Origin of the sequence: Mesorhizobium sp. LNHC221B00 (assembly GCF_000502935.1) — a bacterium.
GTDB lineage: Bacteria > Pseudomonadota > Alphaproteobacteria > Rhizobiales > Rhizobiaceae > Mesorhizobium > Mesorhizobium opportunistum.
The window spans coordinates 208,125-226,578 of record NZ_AYWR01000011.1; the positions used below are offsets into that span (position 1 = coordinate 208,125).

An 18,454-nucleotide genomic window follows, 5' to 3' on the forward strand; every position below is an offset into this window, starting at 1 on the left:
GGAAAGTGGAGGAATCATACCGGAAGATTAAGACGTCCACTATGCCATCAAATGGCAGGCATCTTTTACCTTCATATTGGAGCGACGTTTGGATCATGCAGTTAAACGGTGATCAGAGAATAGAAGCTTATCGGCGGATGCTTCGCATCCGTCGATTCGAACAAGAGGGTATGCGCCAGTTCAAAGGCGACAAGATCCCTGGTTGGTTCCACTCGAGCGTGGGTCAGGAAGCCGCTGTCGTAGGGGCATGTCTCGCTCTTCGGGACGATGACGCCATGACCGGGACGCATCGTTCGCACGGTCATCCGATCGGGAAGGGTGCGCATCTGGATGCGCTCATGGCCGAGCTGATGGGAAAGGAGGGCGGCACTTGCAAGGGACGCGGCGGTTCAATGCACGTTGCAGACAATTCAGTCGGGATCATCAGCGAATCGGGTATCGTCGGAGGCGGCATTCCTCTTGCCACAGGGTGTGCGTTCAGCGCCAAGGTGCGCGGCGTCGATCAGGTTACCCTTTGCTTCTTCGGCGATGGGGCAGTGAACCAGGGCACCTTCCATGAGAGTCTCAACATGGCGTCGCTGTGGAAGCTTCCGGTCATCTATCTTTGCGAGAACAACGGCTATGCCATGACCACCTCGGTGGCGCAAAGCCATGGGCAGCCGGACATCGCGCTGCGGGCGGCAGGCTACGGCATGCCTGGAGTAACGGTTGACGGGCAGGACGTGAGTGCCGTTTATGAAGCCGCGGCAGAGGCCGTCACGCGAGCACGCACGGGCGAGGGCCCTACTCTGGTAGTAGCCAACACCTATCGGTTCGATGAGCACGATTTCGGCTCGGTGATTCCGGGGGAGCCTTATCGATTGGTTGAAGAAGTCGAGGCTCAAAAACGCGACCGGGATCCGATTTTGCTATATCGCACTGTACTCCTCGATGAAGGCATAAATGAAAAGAGTCTGATATCAATTGAGGACGAAGCCGCCCAAGCCGTGGAGCGGGCTGTACAATTTGCTTGGGCCAGCCCCATGCCTCGGCCCGAAACTTTACCCGATTACATGTTCAACTCGCCCCTTGTAGGGCATCAAAGCTTCGGGCTGGGCTCGAGAGGAATTAATCCGCATGGAAACTGATGCTCAGAAACTTACCTCGACGCCCAGCGCCCATATTCAGATGACCTATTTTGAAGCGCTCGTGCAGGCGCAGATGGAAGAAATGGAGCATGATGAGCGCGTCGTCCTGATAGGAGAGGAACTCTCGGTTCATGGCTGCGCCAAACTTATTGCGCGGTTTGGCAAAAACCGGATTTGGAGCACGCCGATTTCAGAAGGCAGTTTCACCGGCCTCGGAATCGGGGCTGCCATCAACGGATTGAGGCCGATCGTAGACCTCTCAGGTGCCAGCTTCGTCTATCTCGCCTCGGATCAGATCATCAACCAGGCCTCGAAATTGCGGTATATGACTGGAGGCCAGATCGACATTCCGATCGTGTTTCGTTGCTGTATGTCCTCGCTGGGGTCCTACGCAGCGCAGCATGCCGACCGGCCTTATCCGTTCTTCATGAATGTGCCTGGCCTCAAGATCATCAGCCCGACCAGCGCAGCCGATATCAAGGGGCTGATGAAATCGGCCATTCGCGACGGCGATCCGGTAATGGTCTTCGAAGACACACGCCTGTGGCCGATCAAGGGCAATGTGCCCACAGATCCAGACCATCTAATCCCGATCGGCAAAGCGGATGTGAAGCGCGAAGGAGAAGACGTAACCCTTATCGCTGTTGCCGGTGTCATCGGGCCGACGATGGAAGCTGCCAGAGCGCTCGCCGAGGAGGGAATTTCGGTCGAAGTGATCGATCCACGTACGTTGAAGCCGCTCGATCATGAGGCCATCAAAACGTCAGTCGCCAAGACCGGACGGCTTTTGATCGCTGAGAATGCGCACCGCGTCTGCAATGTCGGAAGTGAAATCGCGGCGGTGATGGCGGAGGAGGCGTTCGATCTGTTGAAGCGTCCGATCCTGCGTGTGAGCGCTCCAGATATTCACGTACCCTTCAGTCCGGCCCTTGAGAAGGATTTCTTCCCGACGAAGGACCACATTATCGCCGCCGTAAGGCGGCTGCTCTGACATTCTCAAAGACTTTAAATAGAATGGAAGCGAAATGCGCGCCAGCGGCCCAATTGGGGCGCGAAATCGGCAAGCTCAGTGTCGGATGCGTCACCACGGCGAATCGCGCTCGGCAACAGCAACTGTTTGTCCGTAACGGGATGAAAGTGGTAACGGAGAATCGTCTCACCCGACGGATAGTGGGCAGTTGTGAAGCTGTTGCGCCGACCCTCGGGATCGTCATCGGCCTTCGGCAAACCGGATCTGCGACGGTCATTTTCTCGACCTTTTTGATGACGCTGAATCTCATCCTGATCGCCGCGCCGCAACAACGACCGGATTGCGGCAAGCCCCGCATTCCTCCTCGCGAGCGAGCAAGCCAGGCACATCACGGGCGTTGCTGTTCCGATCGATGGCGGCTTCACGGCAGGATAGGAGGAATATTTGGGTAATCGGCTTTCAGGCAAAGTCGCCATTGTTACCGGTGGCAATCGAGGCATAGGACGGGCGATTGCCGAGAGGCTCGCGGAAGAAGAGGCAGTGGTTGCCGTTGGCGACTTGATTGACCAGCGCTCCCCCCCTGTCGGCAGCGAGAGGCTCGCCTTTTTGCCTCTTGACGTCACAAAGGAGGCCTCGGTTCGTGAATTCGTTGACGAGGTCCTGCAGAAGTTCGGCAGGGTCGATGTCCTGGTCAATAATGCTGGTATCGTCGTGCATAAGTCCATCGACGAGCAGACCGTCGAGGATTGGGACCGACTCATGGCGGTCAATCTCCGTGGTCCGTTTCTAATGGCCAAGTATGTGGCCCCGGAAATGAGACGAATCGGCGTGGGCGCGATCGTCAACATTGGGTCGGTCGAGGGCTTTATGGTCAACCCCTGGCATACAGGCTATGCCGCCACCAAGGCCGGCGTGCACGGTCTCACGCTGGGATTGGCAGTAGACCTTGGACCCGATGGTATACGCTGCAACACCGCGTGTCCCGGTTGGATCGATACCGATCTGAACCGCGCCTATGTCGAGCTCCACCCGGACCGAAGCTTGGTCGAGCGGGAATTGGCGGAGATCCACCCGGTCGGAAGGATAGGCTCTCCAACGGATATAGCAAATGCGGTCCTTTGGCTGGCGAGCGACGAATCCAGTTTTGTTAGCGGTGAAATGATCGCTGTCGACGGCGCCCGAACCAAGAAGATATCTCTGCCCGCCATCTTGGACGAGGAGTATCGGGCGAAGCTGACGAAGCCGAAATCCTAGACCACCGAAGACGGGCCCGCCGGCGCGGCGACGGTGGCTCACGCGCTGGTGCAGCGCGCCGTCGACGCACATCCAGGCGTCGCCCGCCTCACCGTCGCGCTCGACCGCCCGGTCGTCGGCCTAGGGGCCTCGGCGCCACTGCACTACGCGGGTCTGCCCGCGCTAGTTAACGATGAATGCGGGGTGCCCGAAGATACCGACGTCGCGAATGCGCTGGACGCCGTCGTCGGCCAGGTGCGGGTGTCGGGCGAGGCCCAGGTCAGCCAACCCAAGGAAGGACTGTTCCGGCTTGCCTCCGGCGGAAAGGTTCGCGATTTCCTTGATGAGGCTGCGGCGATCTCGGCCGCCGAGGCCGATGTCCGCGCTATCGTTGTGGAACGGGCGAAGGATGCTGCAACCGACAGCGCCGAGATCGAGGTCGCGACCGAATACCGCGTTTCCACGGTGGAAGCCCAGCGCATGTTCATCGAGGCGCATGTCGTCGCGGTGGCCTCGGGAAGGCCAAGGATTGCGGTTTGCGGTGGCCCACACGCTCGAAGCGGCCGAGCTTCTTAATGTCGATGTGGATCAACTCGCCAGGATGCTGGCGCTCGTAGCGGCGGACCGGTTCGGGGGCTCCAACGAAGCGATCCGATTGGGACCGAGCAGCCGCAGGATGCGGCTGACGCTAGTCGGCGAGATGCTGACTTCGGCAGCGATCTGCTGGCCGGTCCATCATTGACGTGGAAGGCCTCAACCTGCTCGACAATAGGCTGCCGCGTCGGCCGGTAAAGACGCGCGGTCGCGAGGAACGATTGAGCCCTTCCACACTTTCGACTTCGAAGCGTTACCCACGTGTACCGTGTGCGGGCATACGCCCGCGGCTGACGCGACGGCCTTTGGCGTCTGCCCGCTCAAAACCTGCTTCACAATACGCTCTCGACCGAGCGGCGTCAGACGGGCATTCTTGTGTATATTCATCCAGTCCTTCGAGGAATCACTGAAGTCTCGCAACCTCAGCTTTCTTCGCTCAGAACCGGATGGCCAACGTATTGAAAGCTCACACCTAAGCTCAATTCCGACGAGGCACAGCGGAAGTTTGCCAGCATAACCCACGTCCGAACAGTGAAGGCAGGGGGGACGATAACGTTGCCGTTTTACTTCGAGATGCGCATTCGGTAACGCACGTGCCCATCATCCTCGACATAGGAATCGTAGAGTTTGCGGGCGCGGGTATTGCCCGCGTCGGCGTGCCAGTAAAGCCGCTCCCAGCTGTTCTTTTTGCAGACTGCGACGAGGTCGTCGAGGAGCGCCCGGCCGATGCCGGAGCCGCGGAAATGCTCGGCAACATAAAGATCCTCGAGATAGCAGTCGTTGCTCTTGACCCAAGATGAAGGGTGGGACAGATGGATAGCGAAACCAGCAAGCGCACCGACCTGCTCGGCAACACGCATGTTGACCGGCGAGGCGGGATCGAGAATGCGCCTCCAGGTTGCCGCGGTCACCTCGGGATCGAGCGTCATCCTAGAGAAGTGCACGTGGCGGTCCCAAAGTTTTCGCCAGGCGCCTTCGTGGTCCGGCCGCGCATCCGTGATCTCAAGCACCATGGCGATCCCTCAAATGAAAGAACGGGAAACACCTTGGACCGATGGCTTTCCCTGGGTTTTGGTTATGACCGGCAGTTGTGCCGATCAGCTCAACTGTGGCGTTTTCTGCCACCCGCCAGCGGCAGCTTCTGCTGCCTCGCTACAAGGAAGGTTCAAAAGTCGTGCCAACTGAGCAGTGAAGTCAGAAAGGCTTAGATTCAACGTTTTAAAGTAAGACCGTATGTCCGCCTCTGTCGGTGAGGTGGCTCGCCCTACACTGCGCGTCCGAGGGTTGCTCGGGCAGGCCGAGCCGATCCTCAATACAGGAGGACGAGCCACCTCACCGACAGAGGCGGACATACGGTCTTACGTTTTAAATGAGAGTGCATCAGCAACGAAGCCGGCCGCCATCCTGTCGCGGACTCGACAAAACCGACATTTGGCTGTCTCGCTCTTCGGCAGCGACCTGCCTCAACCAGTTAGCCTCCGGGGGGGCGGGGTCGCACCAGCCGATGCCAACCCACGGCAATGCCGTAGTGGGCCTGAGCGGCCACGGAAAATTTGCCGAATCTGCAAGCACTAGACCGTATGCTCTATGTTCGCTGGTGAAGGCGGCTCGCCCCCGCGTTAGGCTGATGCGGGGCTCTGGATTGGCCGAGCCGACCTGCGAGATCAGCGAGGATAACCATGAAAGGCGAGAATGTGATCTTCATCGGCTTGGATACTTCCAAGTTGAAGATTTCGGTGGCGGTTGCGGATGGCGAGCGCAACGGCGAAGTTCGGTTTCTGGGCGACATTTCCTCAGAGCCAGCCTCGGTGGACGCAATTGTAAAGAGGCTCTCCAGGCGCAGTGCCAAGCTTCACCTTTGCTACGAGGCCGGTCCGACGGGCTATGGACTTTACCGTCAGATCATCGAGTTGGGGCACGAATGCATCGTCGTCGCGGCTGCTTGATCGCGTCGCGCGGTCGGAAGATATTGCTGATGTTGTCCTCTTCTTGGGCGTCCGACGTCCCGCGTTACAGGTGCGGCGCCTGTTGGGGTGAATGGCGGAAGGGCTATCGCCTGAGGCGCTTCGCGGGGAAAGTCGCGCTAGTAACTGGTAGCGGCATTTTTGTTTGGGCTTCCAACATTCTTGTCCAACTTCGTACAGAAGAAGGTTTAGCGGATTGTTCCGGCGGTGCCTCGTCCATGCAACAGCAATGTGATTTCATAGCCTTATGTCAAATGGCGCGGCGCTTGCTTCAGCCTCTCTAGGCCCAGATCTTTCTCGACATCACGAACCCGCTGACCTTGATCTATGGGCCATATGACGGCCAAAGGTCGCTTCCCCAGCCACTGACAACGACGGGAGCAAAAGCGAATCTAGTTTTGCATGAGCCGAAGACTGAAGCGCGGATTTTGCCGAAGCCAAATGTAGTTCTCTCGAGTGACACACAAGACAAATCATAGTGACCGACAGGAGGATAGTCGAATGTTTTCTAATGCTGCTTTGGACGATCGCCGGAAGGCGGCTCTCCCGGTTGGGGTATCTTGTGCCAATCCTATATACGCAGACCGCGGCCAAAACGCGGAGCTCTGGGACGTAGAGGGACGCCGATACATTGATCTGGTGGGTGGAGTAGGTGCTCTGGCGGTTGGGCACTGCCACCCAAAGATTGTCGGTGCAGTACAAGCTCAACTTGGCAAGTTCAGCCACACGTTTTTCGGCACCATCCCCTATGAGGGCTACATTACCCTCGCGGAGCGACTGAACGAGCGTTGCAAGGTGGGAGGGCGGGCCAAGACATTGCTTGTCACCACTGGTGCCGAGGCGATCGAAAATGCTGTCAAAATTGCTCGCGCCTACACCAAGCGGCATGGGATCATTGTCTTCGGTGGTGCCTTTCATGGCCGCACGCTTTTGACGATGGCGATGACGGGGAAGGTCACCCCATATAAACACTCATTTGGACCGTTTCCAGGGGGCATCTATCGCGCGCCCTTCCCCGATCTGTACCGGGGTATTGACGTCGAACACTGCCTTTCGGCGTTGGACACCGTCTTCGAAACCGAAATTGAGCCAAGCGCGGTCGCGGCCTTCGTCATTGAACCGCTTCAAGGGGAAGGCGGCTTTATCCCCGCACCCGCCGAGTTTATGGAAGGTATCCGGCGGCTTTGCGACCGCCACGGTATCGTCCTCGTGGTCGATGAAGTCCAATCCGGCTTCGGGAGAACGGGCTGTCTGTTTGCCGTAGAACATACCGGCATCGAGCCCGATTTGATCGCCATGGGCAAGGGCCTGGGTGCCGGCCTTCCGATTTCCGCAGTGGTCGGAAAAGCGGAGATGATGGATTCCGTTAAGGTCGGCGGCCTTGGCGGGACCTATGCCGGTAATCCGCTGGCATGCGCGGCCGCATTGGCGGCAATAGACGTGTTGGATGAGGAAAATCTGCTTGCGCGCGCTCGTGAAATAGGTGCGCGGTTCACGGCTGGCTTTCAGCGGATCCAGAAGAAGCATCGCTCGATCATTGGCGACATTCGTGGGCTTGGCGCGATGATCGGCGTCGAATTCGTCAAAGACGAAGAAACCCGCAAACCCGCGCGATCACTGACTGCCAAAGTGATCAAGGAAGCGGCGGATCGTGGTTTGCTACTCGTATCAGCCGGCCGACACTTCAACGTCATCCGCCTTCTTCTCCCTCTGACCCTGTCTGATGCAATCATTGACGAGGCTTTGAGTATCGTCGAAGATTCGATTGATGCGGTTGTCGATGGCGACCTCGCTCTCCAAACCCCCGCAGCCGCTCAGGCTTAGTGAGGAGCCGTGGACTTCGAAAATCCCTCCGATTCACTTCAGCTGGTGCGTGAATTCCGCCGCGCACCGTTCGGACATCACAGCCCGAACCTGCAGAAGCTTCTCCGGATGTTTCGAATGCAGCGTAGGACCGCGCGGCGATATCCCAGAACTCGAACTCGTCGCAGAGCGCGAAACATCGCCTTCGCAATCGCGGTGTCAGCGGCCCGCTTTTGTGGACGGTCATAGTAGGTCGAGCGCGCGACTCAGTCGGCATCCTTCAGCGATGGAGATGCGAGGCCGGTGACGACAGATGTAGTCCCGTGAGCTTTTCAGAGCCCCCTTTAGGAACTCCAGTTCCAGAGCCTGCTTGCCTCCGAGCCGCTCAAGGGCCACGATCCGGGCCTCGTATTCCTGGATAAAGTCGGCCGCCTGCATCGTCATCGAAGCCGGCCCTCAGACGCGGATCAGGTTGCGGGTGACTTTGTGCCGTTTCGCCAACGATGCCCGCGGCCTGGCCGAACTGCCGCATTGATTGGTATCCGGAGTGAAGGTCAAGAGCGCAGAGAGTCAGGCCACCGATTCATGCTCGTCGCACGGTCAAGACTTGTTGAGATCCGGCGCGATCTCAAAAACAGACACGGTCCATGCTGAAAGAATACGGGCTGCAGTCCAGTCGATCGATTGGATCACAGTTCCGTCGAAGGTTTGGAGCTGGTTACTGAGGGGCATTCGCTTCGCCCGTTGCTTCATCGCTTCTGTCTGTAGACGAGCAGGTCTGCTGTGAACAGGAGAAGCTCGATCGGCAAGTCCGGCATCTCGCTGGTGATGACGAAACTACACGTTGGCTGATGACGGTTCCCGGGGTCGGTGCAACAACTTCATAATGCCGCTCTCAGTCGGGTGAGGCGATTATTCGATATTGATTTCATCACCGTTACGGGGAAGCGGTTATTGTTGCCGGGCGCAATCGCCATGGTGACGAGGTCGCTCTGATCATCCGCCAGCTTGACGGCACCCTGGTGCAGTTGCCGATCTGGAAACGGAGGATCGTGCGGAGGTGATGATGATGACGGAGAGTCCCCGCCTGTCGCTGACGTATCTGCGCGAACGTCGTCTTGAGCTCGATGCCTATCTAACCTCGCTTTGCGATGATTCCCGTTGCAAAGCATGAGACAAGTATGAAGCATCGTCAATCCTGTCACCGCCAACTCGATCTCTTTGTGCCCAAGACCGAGCCGGCACCGATGCACCGGCCGAGCGGACGAAGCTATTGCCACTGGTGAGTGCGTTGCTGCCGGAAGCACGCGGCGCAGCCGCAGCGACGGAGGCCGGTGAAAGATCACGTCTGACCACCTGGCGCGCGGCGCCTGCATCTATATCCGCCAATCGACCATTGACCAGCTTGCGATCATGAGAGCTGGCGATGTCAATACGGCCTTGCTGACCGTGCTCCCTGCTCTTGGCTGGACAGATGTGACAGTCATCGATGACGACCTTGGCCGCTCGGATTCGGGCGTCGGTCGTCCGGCTTCGAGAAGCTGCTGGCAGCGATCTGTGAAGGCCGCGTCGGCGCCGTGTTTGCATCGAGGTGTCGCGTCTGGCTCGCAACGGGCGCGACTGGCACACGCTGATCGAATTTTGTGGCCTGGTTGGCACTGTGATCGTCGATGAGGATGAACCTATGAACCACGCATCCGAACGATCGATTGTTGTTGGGCATGAAGGGGACGATGAGCGAGCTCGAACTGTCGCTCCTGCGGGCCCGTTCGATGGAAATCTTGAAGCAGAAGGCACGACGGGGTGAGCTCTTCTTCACGGTCGCCGCCGGCTATGTGAAAGCGGGGCGTGACAAATCGAAATGGATCCCGACCTGCGCGTGCGTGAGGCGATTGGGTTGGTCTTCACCCGCTTTGCCGAAATGCAAAGCATCCGCCAGGTGTTCTTATTGCTTCGCAGTGACAGATAGCGTTGCCGCACATCAACCCCTGGATCTCCGGACAGCAGCATGTGCTGTGGAACCTCCGGTCTGCACGACGTTGAGCAACCTTCTCACCAATCCTGTTTATGCTGGCGCTAATGCCTTTGGCCGAACCGGAAGTCGGACGATAATCGAAAATGGCGCAAGCGAATCGTGCGCGGCCGTCGCAAAGCGCTCAGATTGGGCAGTCTTGCTCGTTGATCGTCACGCTATTTGTCATGGGCAGACTTTGAAAGGAACCAACGGCTGATTACTGACAATGCCAACGGCAAGGGCATGATGGTGCGCGGGCCGGTGCGCAAGGGAGAGGCTTTGGCTCGCCGGGCTTTTGCGTTGCGATCATTGCGGCTGCCGGCTGCTTGTTGGCTATGATGCGCCAGGCTGATGTCGGCCGCTATAAGTGTGACGCGACCCGGAGCAATCCCGACGGTGATTCCTGTATCTCGTTTGGCGCATTACGGGTCGATGAGGCGGTGGGAGCCGAGATCGTGCGGCTGCTGCAGCCGCTCGGCGTTGAAGCGGCCATCCAGGCGATCGCGCAGCGCGAGTATCAGTCTGGCGAAAAACAGCGCCAGATCGAGTTGGCGCTCGAACAGGCGCGATATAAGGCAATCAGAGCGCGCCGGCAGTATGACACGGCCGACCCTGAGAATCGTCTGGTTGCTCACCAACTCGAGCGACGGTGGAACGGCACCCTCGCGGCCGTACGCGCAATCGAGGAAGAACTGGAGGCCCTGGTCCGACAGCGGCCGGCCGCTTTAGGCGCCGAGGAGCGCCAGCGCCTATTCCAAGGCCGACCTGCAAGCCGCGTGGCATTATCCGGCGGCCACTGCTGTCACGCGTAAGCGCATCATCCGGGTCGTGTTGCGCGAGGTCGTGGCACACGTCGAGGGTGACCAGATTCATCTGTTGTTGCATTGGCAGGGCGGCGATCATACCCGCCTGACGGTGAAAAGAGCCGACGGGGTCAAACGCGGTGGTCGGTCGAGCCGGAGACGGTTGAGTTATCCGCGCTTGCGCGCGACTGATGCCCGACAGGAAAGCGGACAGGTCGATCGAAGGGATGGTCGCAGTCGCGTGTGCGGGGCTTCCGCAACACGCACGGCATCGCGGTCTACAGGGATGCGAATGGGCCGAGCGCGGCGAAGTCACGTTGACCGAAGCCGCCAGGATGCTCAATCTGAGCCCTGCGACGGTCCTTCGTCAGATTCGCGCCGGCATCATCCCTCCCAGCAATAATGCAAAGGCGCCCCTTGAGTCATCAAACGACGGGATATCGAAAATTCGCATCTGATCGAACACGCGGCCCATGTCTCAACGGGCCGTCATCATCAAATCCGGAGCAGAAGACCTTTGTCTTCCAGTAACGTAGCGAGATGGGCATTATGACGTGGGACCAGCAATGCCACGCAGCGCTCTTTCGGCCGCGTTGTTGCTGAGGCAGATCCTGCCGTCGTCGATGAAGCGGGCGAAGTCGGCCCAGCGCCTGAGCATGTAATTGATCGGCTTCAGGACCTCGGAAGAGCGCGAGAGGGTATCGCGCTCGCGGAGCAACCAGGCGTGCATGTCGTCGAGAAGTGGTTTGCTCTGTTCCTGGCGCACGGCATACCGCTCGTCAGCGCTGCGGCCGTTGATGGCGCGCTCGATCTCGAACAGCGCGTCGAGGCGTCTGACCGCCTCCAGCGCGATCAGGGAGATCGGTTTGCCCTTCTTGCCATCCCGGGCCTTTTCCGCGATGTCGGCCAATTCGAAGAATCCGCGTCGCGCATGGGCGTAGCAAAATGCCGGCGTGATCGGCTGCTGCTTCCGCTGCGGGTCGAACAGCGGCTCAAAGCCACTGTAACAGTCGCACTGAAGGATGCCGCTGAATCCGGCCAGATGTTTCTGAGGATGCTCCCCGCGCCTGTCGCTCGAGGCGTAATAGATCGCCGCCGGCGGCGCAGGCCCGGCGAAGGGCCGGTCGTCGCGCGTATAGGTCCAGATGCGCCCGGTCGCGCACTTGCCCTTCGCCAGGATGCGGATGGTGGTGTCGTCGCCATGAAGGCGCTCGGCCGCGAGCACATGGCGCTCGATCAGCTGGAAGAGCGGCATGCGGCGAAGGTTCCGTGGCCGACCTGATCGGCCAGCGTCGACAGCGGCAGGCCGATGCCCTCGGCCTTGAAGCGCGCGCTCTGGCGGTTGAGTGGAGCATGCATGCCGAACTTGTCGAACAGGATTGTCGCCAGCAGTTGGGGACCGATGAAGCCGCGCGGCGTGGCATGGAACGGCGCCGGCGGCTGGGTGATCTTCTCGCAATCGCGGCAAGTGAACTTTTCGCGCACCGTCGCGATCAGCTTGAAGCGGCGCAGAATCTCTTCCAGCGTCTCGGTCACATCCTCACCCAGTTTCGACAGCCGCAATCCGCCGCAGCAGGCGCAGGCAGTTGGAGGGTCGATGACGACGCGCTCGTGTTCGATGTCATCCGGCCATGGCTTGCGCACAGGTCGCTTGCGCGTGAACGGTCGGACCTTCTGCGTCTTCGCCGCCGCGGCCTGCGCGGCAAGCTCGTCCTCGGTCGCCGCGGTCACGAGGTCTTCGAGTTCCAATTCCAACTGCTCGATCAGCCGCGTCGTGCGCTCGGAGCGCTGCCCGTACAGTTCGCGTTTCAGCTTCTCGATGCGCAGCTCGAGATACGCAATCCGGGCCTCGGTGTCGGACAGCATGGCCTGCGCGTTGGCGGCTTCAGCCTGCCAGCTGGCACATCCGCGACCGCCACATCGCGTTCAGCCTGCAACGCCTCACGCTCAGCCAGCAGCGCCACGTAGGCGCTGGCAAGATCCGAGGGGAGCTCAACCGGCTTCGAAGTCATGTCCCGATTGAATCACATTCCATCGTATTTTCAATAAAAAAATGCTATCCAACCCGAGTTGCACGCCACGTTTCCTGAGGGTTGCGCCAGTCTATCCCAGACAAGAGATAACTCAGCTGCGCGGGAGATACTGTCACAGCTCCACCCTCAACTGTCGGCCATATGAAGCGGCCGCGATCAAGTCTTTTTGTGAACAGGCAGGCTCCTTGGCCATCATGCCAGATGACCTTCAACAAATTTCCGCGTTTCCCCCTGAAGCAAAACAGGTTGCCCCCAAGGGGATTGTGTTTGAGGACCTCCTGCACCCGTAGCGCCAGTGATGGAAAGCCACATCTCATGTCGGTGTAGCCTGTGGCTAACCACACACGCACGCCTTCTGTCGGGATCATCGCAGCATTTCCATTCAAGCCTCCAAAAGAAGCCTTGAATCACTCGTCACAAAACTAAACTCAGTTTATGAGTTTGCCGCCTAGCCGACGCTGCCTGATATGATTCAAAACCACGGAACGCTCAACTAAGGTCGCGGCTGCACTATGAAATCGGCATACCGAGCCATCCCGTGGCTGCTAGGGCAGAATGCTCTGACCGCGCGGGCTATAACATGACGTCTCGTCAGAACGCCCTTCTGGCAAGCGGAGGTTAAAATAGCGTCATGGGCATTGTCGAATCCGACAAAGCTACTATACCACAGTTTTGGCCGATCTCATGCGGCCCGATCGAGCCAAACCTTACCGAGGTCGATCTCGAATGTTGGGTGCATCGCGTAGCCCCTAACGTGCTTTGTCGAATGGTTAAACAAGGAAAGCCAATAGGGCTGGATGATGATGCCGGAATCCTGCAGAAGCGTTTCAACATCTTGCATGAGTGCTTTGCGCTTCTCGGTATCCAGCACTGTCAACGCCCCGTCCAACTTCTTATCAAATTCTGGGCTGGACCATGCTGTCTCATTCCATGCTGCGCCACCGCGATAGGCGAGTACTAGCGTCTGTACTCCCAATGGTCGATGATTCCAGTTTGTTATAGAAAGAGGGTACTTCAACCAATCATTGTAAAATGTGCTAGCGGGCAGAACTGTCCGCTTCACCTTGAACCCCGCCTCACGCAACTGCGCGGCAATCACATCGCCCGTGTCCTTGAGCCAATCCTCGTCATCGGTGATGATATCGTGCTGGAAGTCCATCTGACCCGCTTCGGCCATAAGGCCCTTGGCAGCACCAAGATCGCGTTTCTTTTCTGGGACTGGGTAAAATTCGGGGTGCAATGGTGCGACATGATAGTTCGCAGCTACCGTGCCGTATCCATTGTAGGCAATTTGCAGCACAGCACTATTGTCGACTGCCAACTGCAATGCATTTCGTACGCGCTGGTCGTCGTAGGGTTTGTTTGTGACCTGTGTGCGGCACACAAGCGTCGTTGCGGTCTTGGCCTCTGACTTAACCAACCCGAGGCCATCGTATACGGCTACGTTATTCGCGAACGTTTGGTAGTTCGCATCAATTTCGCCAGATTCGAAGGCGCTGAGAAGAGCGGAGGGGTCGCTGCCATAGTCGATGAACTGCACTTCGTCCAGGTAGACTTCACCACCCCACCAGCTTCCGTGTGTTCGACGCTTCAGAACGGCCTTTTGGCCGACGTCCCATGAAACCAGTTCGAACGGCCCCGTGCCTACGGGATGTGCAACGATGTTCGACCCTTTCTTTTCGTAGTCGCGGTGCACAATCAGGGCTGGATAGTCAGCAAGCCCAGGGATGATCGTGATGTCGGGTTTAGGCAGTTTGAGTCTAATCGTGTAATCGTCAGCTTTCGTGATAGCGCCTTCTAGCGCCTTGCCAGTCTTTTCATCAATGAGCGCGGCCATGCGCGCCGCCATCGAGTTTCCAGGTACGTCCCTTTCGCACCAGCGCAGCAGGTTAAACATCACATCGTCGGCGTTGAACTCGTCGCCATTGTTCCACTTGACACCTCGTCGTAGGCGCAGAAGGTATTCCGTCGCATCGTCGTTCGTCCCCCAACTTTCCAGAAGCCGGGGTTCAAATGTGTATTCACCGGTATACTTGACCAAAGGTTCAAGGAATTGGCGGTAGATGTTGGCTATTTCAGAATAGTCATTTACGCGGGGATCCTTCGCACCATAAACCAACATGGCAATTCGCAGAATTCCTCCTTTCTTGGGCGCATCTTCGGCATGTGCCGCCGGCATTGCCCCCAGCATCGAATAGGCCATGGCTGTCGACGCACCAAAGATGGAAGCGAGGGCCAGGAACTCGCGCCGGTCCATCCGGCCCCTCTTTACGTCCTCGGCAAGATTCTCAAGAAACTTGGGCGTTCGGTCACCACCATTGCTAAACAATCGCATTTAAACCTCCCAAAATTGTTAACCAAAAGTGGCCTGCCAGCGCGGTAGCGCCGCACCGTGACGTGTTCAAAAGAACTGGCCTATCTGCTCGAATATTCTCGAACGCCATCCGTACGCTACCCGAAAAGTAGTGATGGACGCCCTGTCCGACTGGAACCTGGGCCTAGCCTGAAGCCTGTCGCGCCTGATTGGTTCAGAAAACGCTAACGGCGGGCGAGCTCCTAAACAACTGCATAAAAAGTCATGCCCCACAAGACAAAATGTTATCACGCGGGTGGCAGGCCAGAACAGGTGTAGACGGTCGTCTGGAGGTACGCGCATCCGGTGCCAGCAGGAAGTACATGTTTCCGCGAGGTCGCACAGCGTCCGGATTTTTCGCCCGATGCTTGTTGGTGAAGCGCCTGGGCGCTGGTAGAGTCGCAGCGCGTGCTTTAATCCTTTCCCAAATCGTTAAAGCAGGCGCGGCGCCGACCTAACCTGCAAGTTACCCGGCGCCGCACCCTACACCGTGCGGGGCACGAAAGCGCCGAGACTCCTCCCTAGCCGCTTACGATCCATACGCCGGCGAAGGCGATAGCGAGGCTTATCCATTCGCGCGCGGCGACGCGCTCGCCCAATAGAAGACCCGCCACCGCAGCGGTTAGCAGCGGTTGGAAGCGCGTAAATGATGGACACGGTTACCCCCTGACATTCCCAAACCGATGGCCACAGCCCAGCAACCGATCTGCAGAAACATGCTGTCGACACCAAGGAGTCCCTTCAATCAAACGGATCGAGGGGCTGCTGCAAGGACATGGCGGGACGCTGGGGATACGCAATATGCTCCGGGATTGTGTCCCGGCCGAGCGTTACGCCATACAGGAACCGGAGTGCGCAGACGATCTAGTTCAATCCCGACCAGGAGATGCCCCTCGACATGAGGTGAACCTGGAAGGCATGGATATCGTCAAGGCCCAGCCGATCAGGCGATCGGCCAAAATAGCGGCTAAACTTTACGACTGCATAAAGGTAGGATTGCTGCGTGGCCGGAGATAGATCGCGGACTGTCATGTCCTCGATCATCCGGCGACGCGAGGGCTCATCTCGGCCATCTGGATCTCCTGTCTGAAGGATGGGTTTGCAACACCCAAATCCTCTGAACGGGGGGTGTCTCTCAAAGCGGGCACCAAATGCCGCGACTAGCGGCTTCGTTGCGTGCCCAGCATGTTCAACCGCTTGGGGGTGAAAGTCCCCTAGCCAACCTGAGGTGAAGGCTTAGCAAAGCGCAAGGGCATTACCGCGAGGTGGTGTCTGAAGGAAGCGTGGAGCAAAACCGCGACCTGACGAACAGAAACCGGATATGAGGCATCCCTGGCCGGACGAGCGGGCAACGTGTCGCGAAGTCCATATCCATCAAGGGGCAGGGCTGTAGATCCGGCAGGTGCGCGGGGAAGGCGATTGAACTTACCTGGGGAGGCCTGTGTCATGTTCCGACTTCGGAACTGAGGGAACCGCAAGGTGACCTGACCGTGATGCAGGAGTCAGCAGAGGGCGTAGTAGGTGATGCAGTCGGCAAGGCTAGTGAGGCACTCCAAGGCCGAAAGGCGGAGCAAACGGATAGGCCGAGCCGGAAACGATGACCGAAGGCCCGAACGATTGGAAGTGGCAAGTAGGACTGGCAACTCATGAGTGGAAAGCGGCAGGAGACCCAGTATTCACTGGCCCTGGAACCGAGGGACCGGGGTGAAGCCCCTGTCAGCGGTTACCAAGGGGCCGAACCACTCGTGGCGAAGTCGGCACCCGAAAGCCCGGCTTGGACAGAACAGCTAATGGAGACGGTATGTAGCCGAGGGAATCTGGAAACAGCGTGGAAACGCGTTCGAAGCAACAAGGGCGGTCCAGGCGTGGATGGGATGACCATCGACGACGCCAAGGGCTACCTGCGTGAGCACTGGCCAAGCATTCGGTCTCGATTGCTCGAGGGAACCTATCAGTCGCAGCCGGTCAAGCGGGTCGAAATCCCCAAGCCGGAGGGTGGGGTCAGAAAACTCGGCGTGCCTTGCGTCGTCGACAGACTGATCCAGCAAGCCCTGCTGCAGGTCCTCCAAGAGCAGTGGGACCCGACGTTCTCGGAGCACAGCTACGGCTTCCGCCCGGGACGCTCCGCTCATCAGGCAGTAGCCCAAGCGCAATGCTACATTGCCGAGGGTTTCAGCTACGTGGTTGACCTCGACCTCGCAAGATTTTTCGACCGGGTCAATCACGATAGCCTGATGGCGCGCGTTGCCGCGAGGGTGTCCGATAAGCGTGCGCTCAAACTCATCCGGGCTTTCCTCAATGCCGGGGTGATGGAGGATGGCTTGGTCCGTCCAGTGGACGAAGGGACCCCGCAAGGCGGCCCGCTCTCGCCCCTCCTAAGCAACCTCCTGCTCGACGACCTCGACAGGGAGCTGGCCCGACGTGGTCTCCGCTTCTGCCGCTATGCCGACGACTGCAACATCTATGTTCGCAGTCGCCGCGCCGGCGAACGGGTCATGGCCTCGGTCGGCCGGTTCCTGACCAAGAAGCTGCGGCTGAAGGTCAACGAGGCGAAGAGCGCGGTGGCGCGGCCGGAGGAGCGGAAGTTCCTTGGGTTCAGCATCTCAAATGACGGGAGCGAGCGGCGCATCGCGCCAAAGGCCCTCGCCAAATTCAAGACGCGGATCTGGGACATGACACGCCGGACCCGGGGCATCAGTCTGCCGCAGCTGATCAAGGAGCTGAAGCCATACCTCGTCGGTTGGCGCGGCTACTTCGGCTTCTGCCAGACGCCTCGAGTGCTCACACACCTGGAAGCGTGGATCCGCCGGAGACTACGCATGTATCTTTGGCGGCAATGGGGGAACGGGCACAACCGCTACAAGGAGCTGCGCCGTCGTGGCGTGCCAAAGTTCCGAGCTGCGGTTGCCGCCGGTTCACCAACGGGGTTCTGGCGCATGTCAGGACACCCGGCGGTCCAACAGGCCCTGCGCAACCATTACTTCGAGTCTCTCGGTCTCCCTCGCCTCCATGTCTCTGCCCAAGCTTAATCCGATCGAACCGCCGTGGTACGTGATCCGTATGCCCGGTGGTGTGGGAGGGGCGGCGCCGCGAGGCGTCCCCCTATCCCGATCAATCCGCAGGGAGTTCTGGAGCGTAATGAGCTCGATCCTGGCGCCCGTTGCACCGCGTGTGGTGGCGAACTGCGCCTTGTCGGTGAAGACGTCAGCGAAATCCTCGACATGATCGCGACGCAGGGGAAGGTGCTCGAGGTCGCTCATTTGAAGAAGTCCCGCCGCTGCTGCGAGAAATGGTGCAGTTGCCCGCACCAAGCCGTCCGATACCGGGCAGCATGGCAGGGGCCGGACTTCTGGCTTACATCCTGGTCTCGAAGTTCGATGACCATCTGCCCCCGTATATCGCCTGAACGAAATCTTCGCCCGCATGGGTGCCGACATTCCCGACAGCACGTCGATTGGTGCGGTCGTGTCATGCAGGTGCGTCAGCCTTTGATTGAGCGCATCGAGAGGGCGATCATGGGAAGCGACCTTCTGCATGCCGACGACACCCCGATCCGGGTG

10 protein-coding genes and 7 pseudogenes are annotated in these 18,454 nt (G+C 58.9%); 9 read left to right on the forward strand and 8 right to left on the reverse strand.

The genetic code is table 11. The features are described 5' to 3' along the window. The first annotated feature begins 170 nt into the window (after positions 1-170). Both X741_RS151180 and X741_RS151175 read left to right on the forward strand, forming a co-directional pair. Positions 171-1,127: a thiamine pyrophosphate-dependent dehydrogenase E1 component subunit alpha gene (locus X741_RS151180; RefSeq protein ID WP_245272731.1), complete on the forward strand. Its 957-nt coding sequence runs from the start codon at positions 171-173 to the stop codon at positions 1,125-1,127. Then, positions 1,117-2,118: a pyruvate dehydrogenase complex E1 component subunit beta gene (locus X741_RS151175; RefSeq protein ID WP_051410461.1), complete on the forward strand. Its 1,002-nt coding sequence runs from the start codon at positions 1,117-1,119 to the stop codon at positions 2,116-2,118. Before X741_RS151180 ends, X741_RS151175 begins: the two co-directional genes overlap by 11 nt. A gap of 14 nt (positions 2,119-2,132) precedes the next feature. Here the strand turns inward: X741_RS151175 and X741_RS1000000169810 are convergent, their stop codons facing one another. Next, on the reverse strand, positions 2,133-2,573 hold the full coding sequence (locus X741_RS1000000169810) for a hypothetical protein (protein ID WP_156937894.1): 441 nt from the start codon (positions 2,571-2,573) through the stop codon (positions 2,133-2,135). Between X741_RS1000000169810 and X741_RS1000000170985 the strand changes: the two are divergent. Continuing rightward, positions 2,542-3,906 (forward strand): annotated as a pseudogene (locus tag X741_RS1000000170985) (glucose 1-dehydrogenase). The gene X741_RS1000000169810 and the pseudogene X741_RS1000000170985 sit on opposite strands and share 32 nt — an antisense overlap. Here the strand turns inward: X741_RS1000000170985 and X741_RS1000000170990 are convergent. Both X741_RS1000000170990 and X741_RS151165 read right to left on the reverse strand, forming a co-directional pair. Continuing rightward, positions 3,869-4,311, reverse strand: a pseudogene (locus X741_RS1000000170990) (leucine zipper domain-containing protein); the annotation flags it as partial. The pseudogenes X741_RS1000000170985 and X741_RS1000000170990 sit on opposite strands and share 38 nt — an antisense overlap. A 176-nt stretch (positions 4,312-4,487) precedes the next feature. Further along, a complete protein-coding gene (locus X741_RS151165) occupies positions 4,488-4,937 on the reverse strand; it encodes a GNAT family N-acetyltransferase (RefSeq protein WP_023778274.1) in 450 nt (149 codons plus the stop codon). 666 nt (positions 4,938-5,603) lie between these two features. Between X741_RS151165 and X741_RS151160 the strand changes: the two are divergent. The 4 genes and pseudogenes from X741_RS151160 to X741_RS1000000171000 all read left to right on the forward strand — a co-directional run. Beyond that, a pseudogene (locus X741_RS151160) lies at positions 5,604-5,861 on the forward strand (IS110 family transposase); the annotation flags it as partial. Positions 5,862-6,389: 528 nt separating this feature from the next. Beyond that, positions 6,390-7,712 (forward strand): 4-aminobutyrate--2-oxoglutarate transaminase, encoded by a 1,323-nt coding sequence (gene gabT, locus X741_RS151155; protein ID WP_051410462.1) that lies wholly within the window; start codon positions 6,390-6,392, stop codon positions 7,710-7,712. Between the two features lie 2,328 nt (positions 7,713-10,040). Continuing rightward, complete coding sequence (locus X741_RS1000000170995; protein ID WP_023778280.1) at positions 10,041-10,517, forward strand: hypothetical protein; 477 nt, start codon at positions 10,041-10,043, stop codon at positions 10,515-10,517. A gap of 326 nt (positions 10,518-10,843) precedes the next feature. Next, the gene (locus X741_RS1000000171000; protein ID WP_245272732.1) at positions 10,844-10,966 is read left to right on the forward strand and encodes a helix-turn-helix domain-containing protein; all 123 of its coding nucleotides are present in this window, start codon (positions 10,844-10,846) and stop codon (positions 10,964-10,966) included. A 104-nt stretch (positions 10,967-11,070) separates the two neighbouring features. Here the strand turns inward: X741_RS1000000171000 and X741_RS01000000166725 are convergent. The 5 genes and pseudogenes from X741_RS01000000166725 to X741_RS1000000170395 form a co-directional block, all read right to left on the reverse strand. Further along, positions 11,071-12,520, reverse strand: a pseudogene (locus X741_RS01000000166725) (IS66 family transposase); the annotation flags it as partial. A gap of 44 nt (positions 12,521-12,564) precedes the next feature. Next, positions 12,565-12,909, reverse strand: coding sequence for an IS66 family insertion sequence element accessory protein TnpB (tnpB, locus tag X741_RS1000000168490; protein WP_084018616.1), 345 nt, complete (start codon positions 12,907-12,909; stop codon positions 12,565-12,567). Between the two features lie 314 nt (positions 12,910-13,223). Then, on the reverse strand, positions 13,224-14,876 hold the full coding sequence (locus X741_RS151150; protein ID WP_023778282.1) for an ABC transporter substrate-binding protein: 1,653 nt from the start codon (positions 14,874-14,876) through the stop codon (positions 13,224-13,226). A gap of 539 nt (positions 14,877-15,415) precedes the next feature. Next, positions 15,416-15,529: pseudogene (locus tag X741_RS1000000171665) on the reverse strand (EamA/RhaT family transporter); the annotation flags it as partial. A 145-nt stretch (positions 15,530-15,674) separates the two neighbouring features. Next, positions 15,675-15,938, reverse strand: a pseudogene (locus X741_RS1000000170395) (site-specific integrase); the annotation flags it as partial. Between the two features lie 746 nt (positions 15,939-16,684). On the opposite strand from X741_RS1000000170395, the gene ltrA reads away from it, so the two are divergent. Both ltrA and X741_RS1000000168500 read left to right on the forward strand, forming a co-directional pair. Beyond that, positions 16,685-17,923, forward strand: a complete 1,239-nt coding sequence (gene ltrA / locus X741_RS151140; RefSeq protein WP_023778284.1) for a group II intron reverse transcriptase/maturase — start codon at positions 16,685-16,687, stop codon at positions 17,921-17,923. Between the two features lie 102 nt (positions 17,924-18,025). Further along, positions 18,026-18,454, forward strand: a pseudogene (locus tag X741_RS1000000168500) (transposase); the annotation flags it as partial.

What these genes read in the sequence shown, in the direction of transcription:
- X741_RS1000000170995 (WP_023778280.1), top strand. Translation starts at nt 10,041, where the DNA reads ATGATGCGCCAGGCTGATGTCGGCCGCTATAAGTGTGACGCGACCCGG.
- X741_RS151175 (WP_051410461.1), top strand. Translation starts at nt 1,117, where the DNA reads ATGGAAACTGATGCTCAGAAACTTACCTCGACGCCCAGCGCCCATATT.
- X741_RS1000000169810 (WP_156937894.1), bottom strand. Translation starts at nt 2,573, where the DNA reads ATGGCGACTTTGCCTGAAAGCCGATTACCCAAATATTCCTCCTATCCT.
- X741_RS151165 (WP_023778274.1), bottom strand. Translation starts at nt 4,937, where the DNA reads ATGGTGCTTGAGATCACGGATGCGCGGCCGGACCACGAAGGCGCCTGG.
- gabT (WP_051410462.1), top strand. Translation starts at nt 6,390, where the DNA reads ATGTTTTCTAATGCTGCTTTGGACGATCGCCGGAAGGCGGCTCTCCCG.
- ltrA (WP_023778284.1), top strand. Translation starts at nt 16,685, where the DNA reads ATGGAGACGGTATGTAGCCGAGGGAATCTGGAAACAGCGTGGAAACGC.
- X741_RS151180 (WP_245272731.1), top strand. Translation starts at nt 171, where the DNA reads ATGCGCCAGTTCAAAGGCGACAAGATCCCTGGTTGGTTCCACTCGAGC.
- tnpB (WP_084018616.1), bottom strand. Translation starts at nt 12,909, where the DNA reads ATGATCCCGACAGAAGGCGTGCGTGTGTGGTTAGCCACAGGCTACACC.
- X741_RS1000000171000 (WP_245272732.1), top strand. Translation starts at nt 10,844, where the DNA reads ATGCTCAATCTGAGCCCTGCGACGGTCCTTCGTCAGATTCGCGCCGGC.
- X741_RS151150 (WP_023778282.1), bottom strand. Translation starts at nt 14,876, where the DNA reads ATGCGATTGTTTAGCAATGGTGGTGACCGAACGCCCAAGTTTCTTGAG.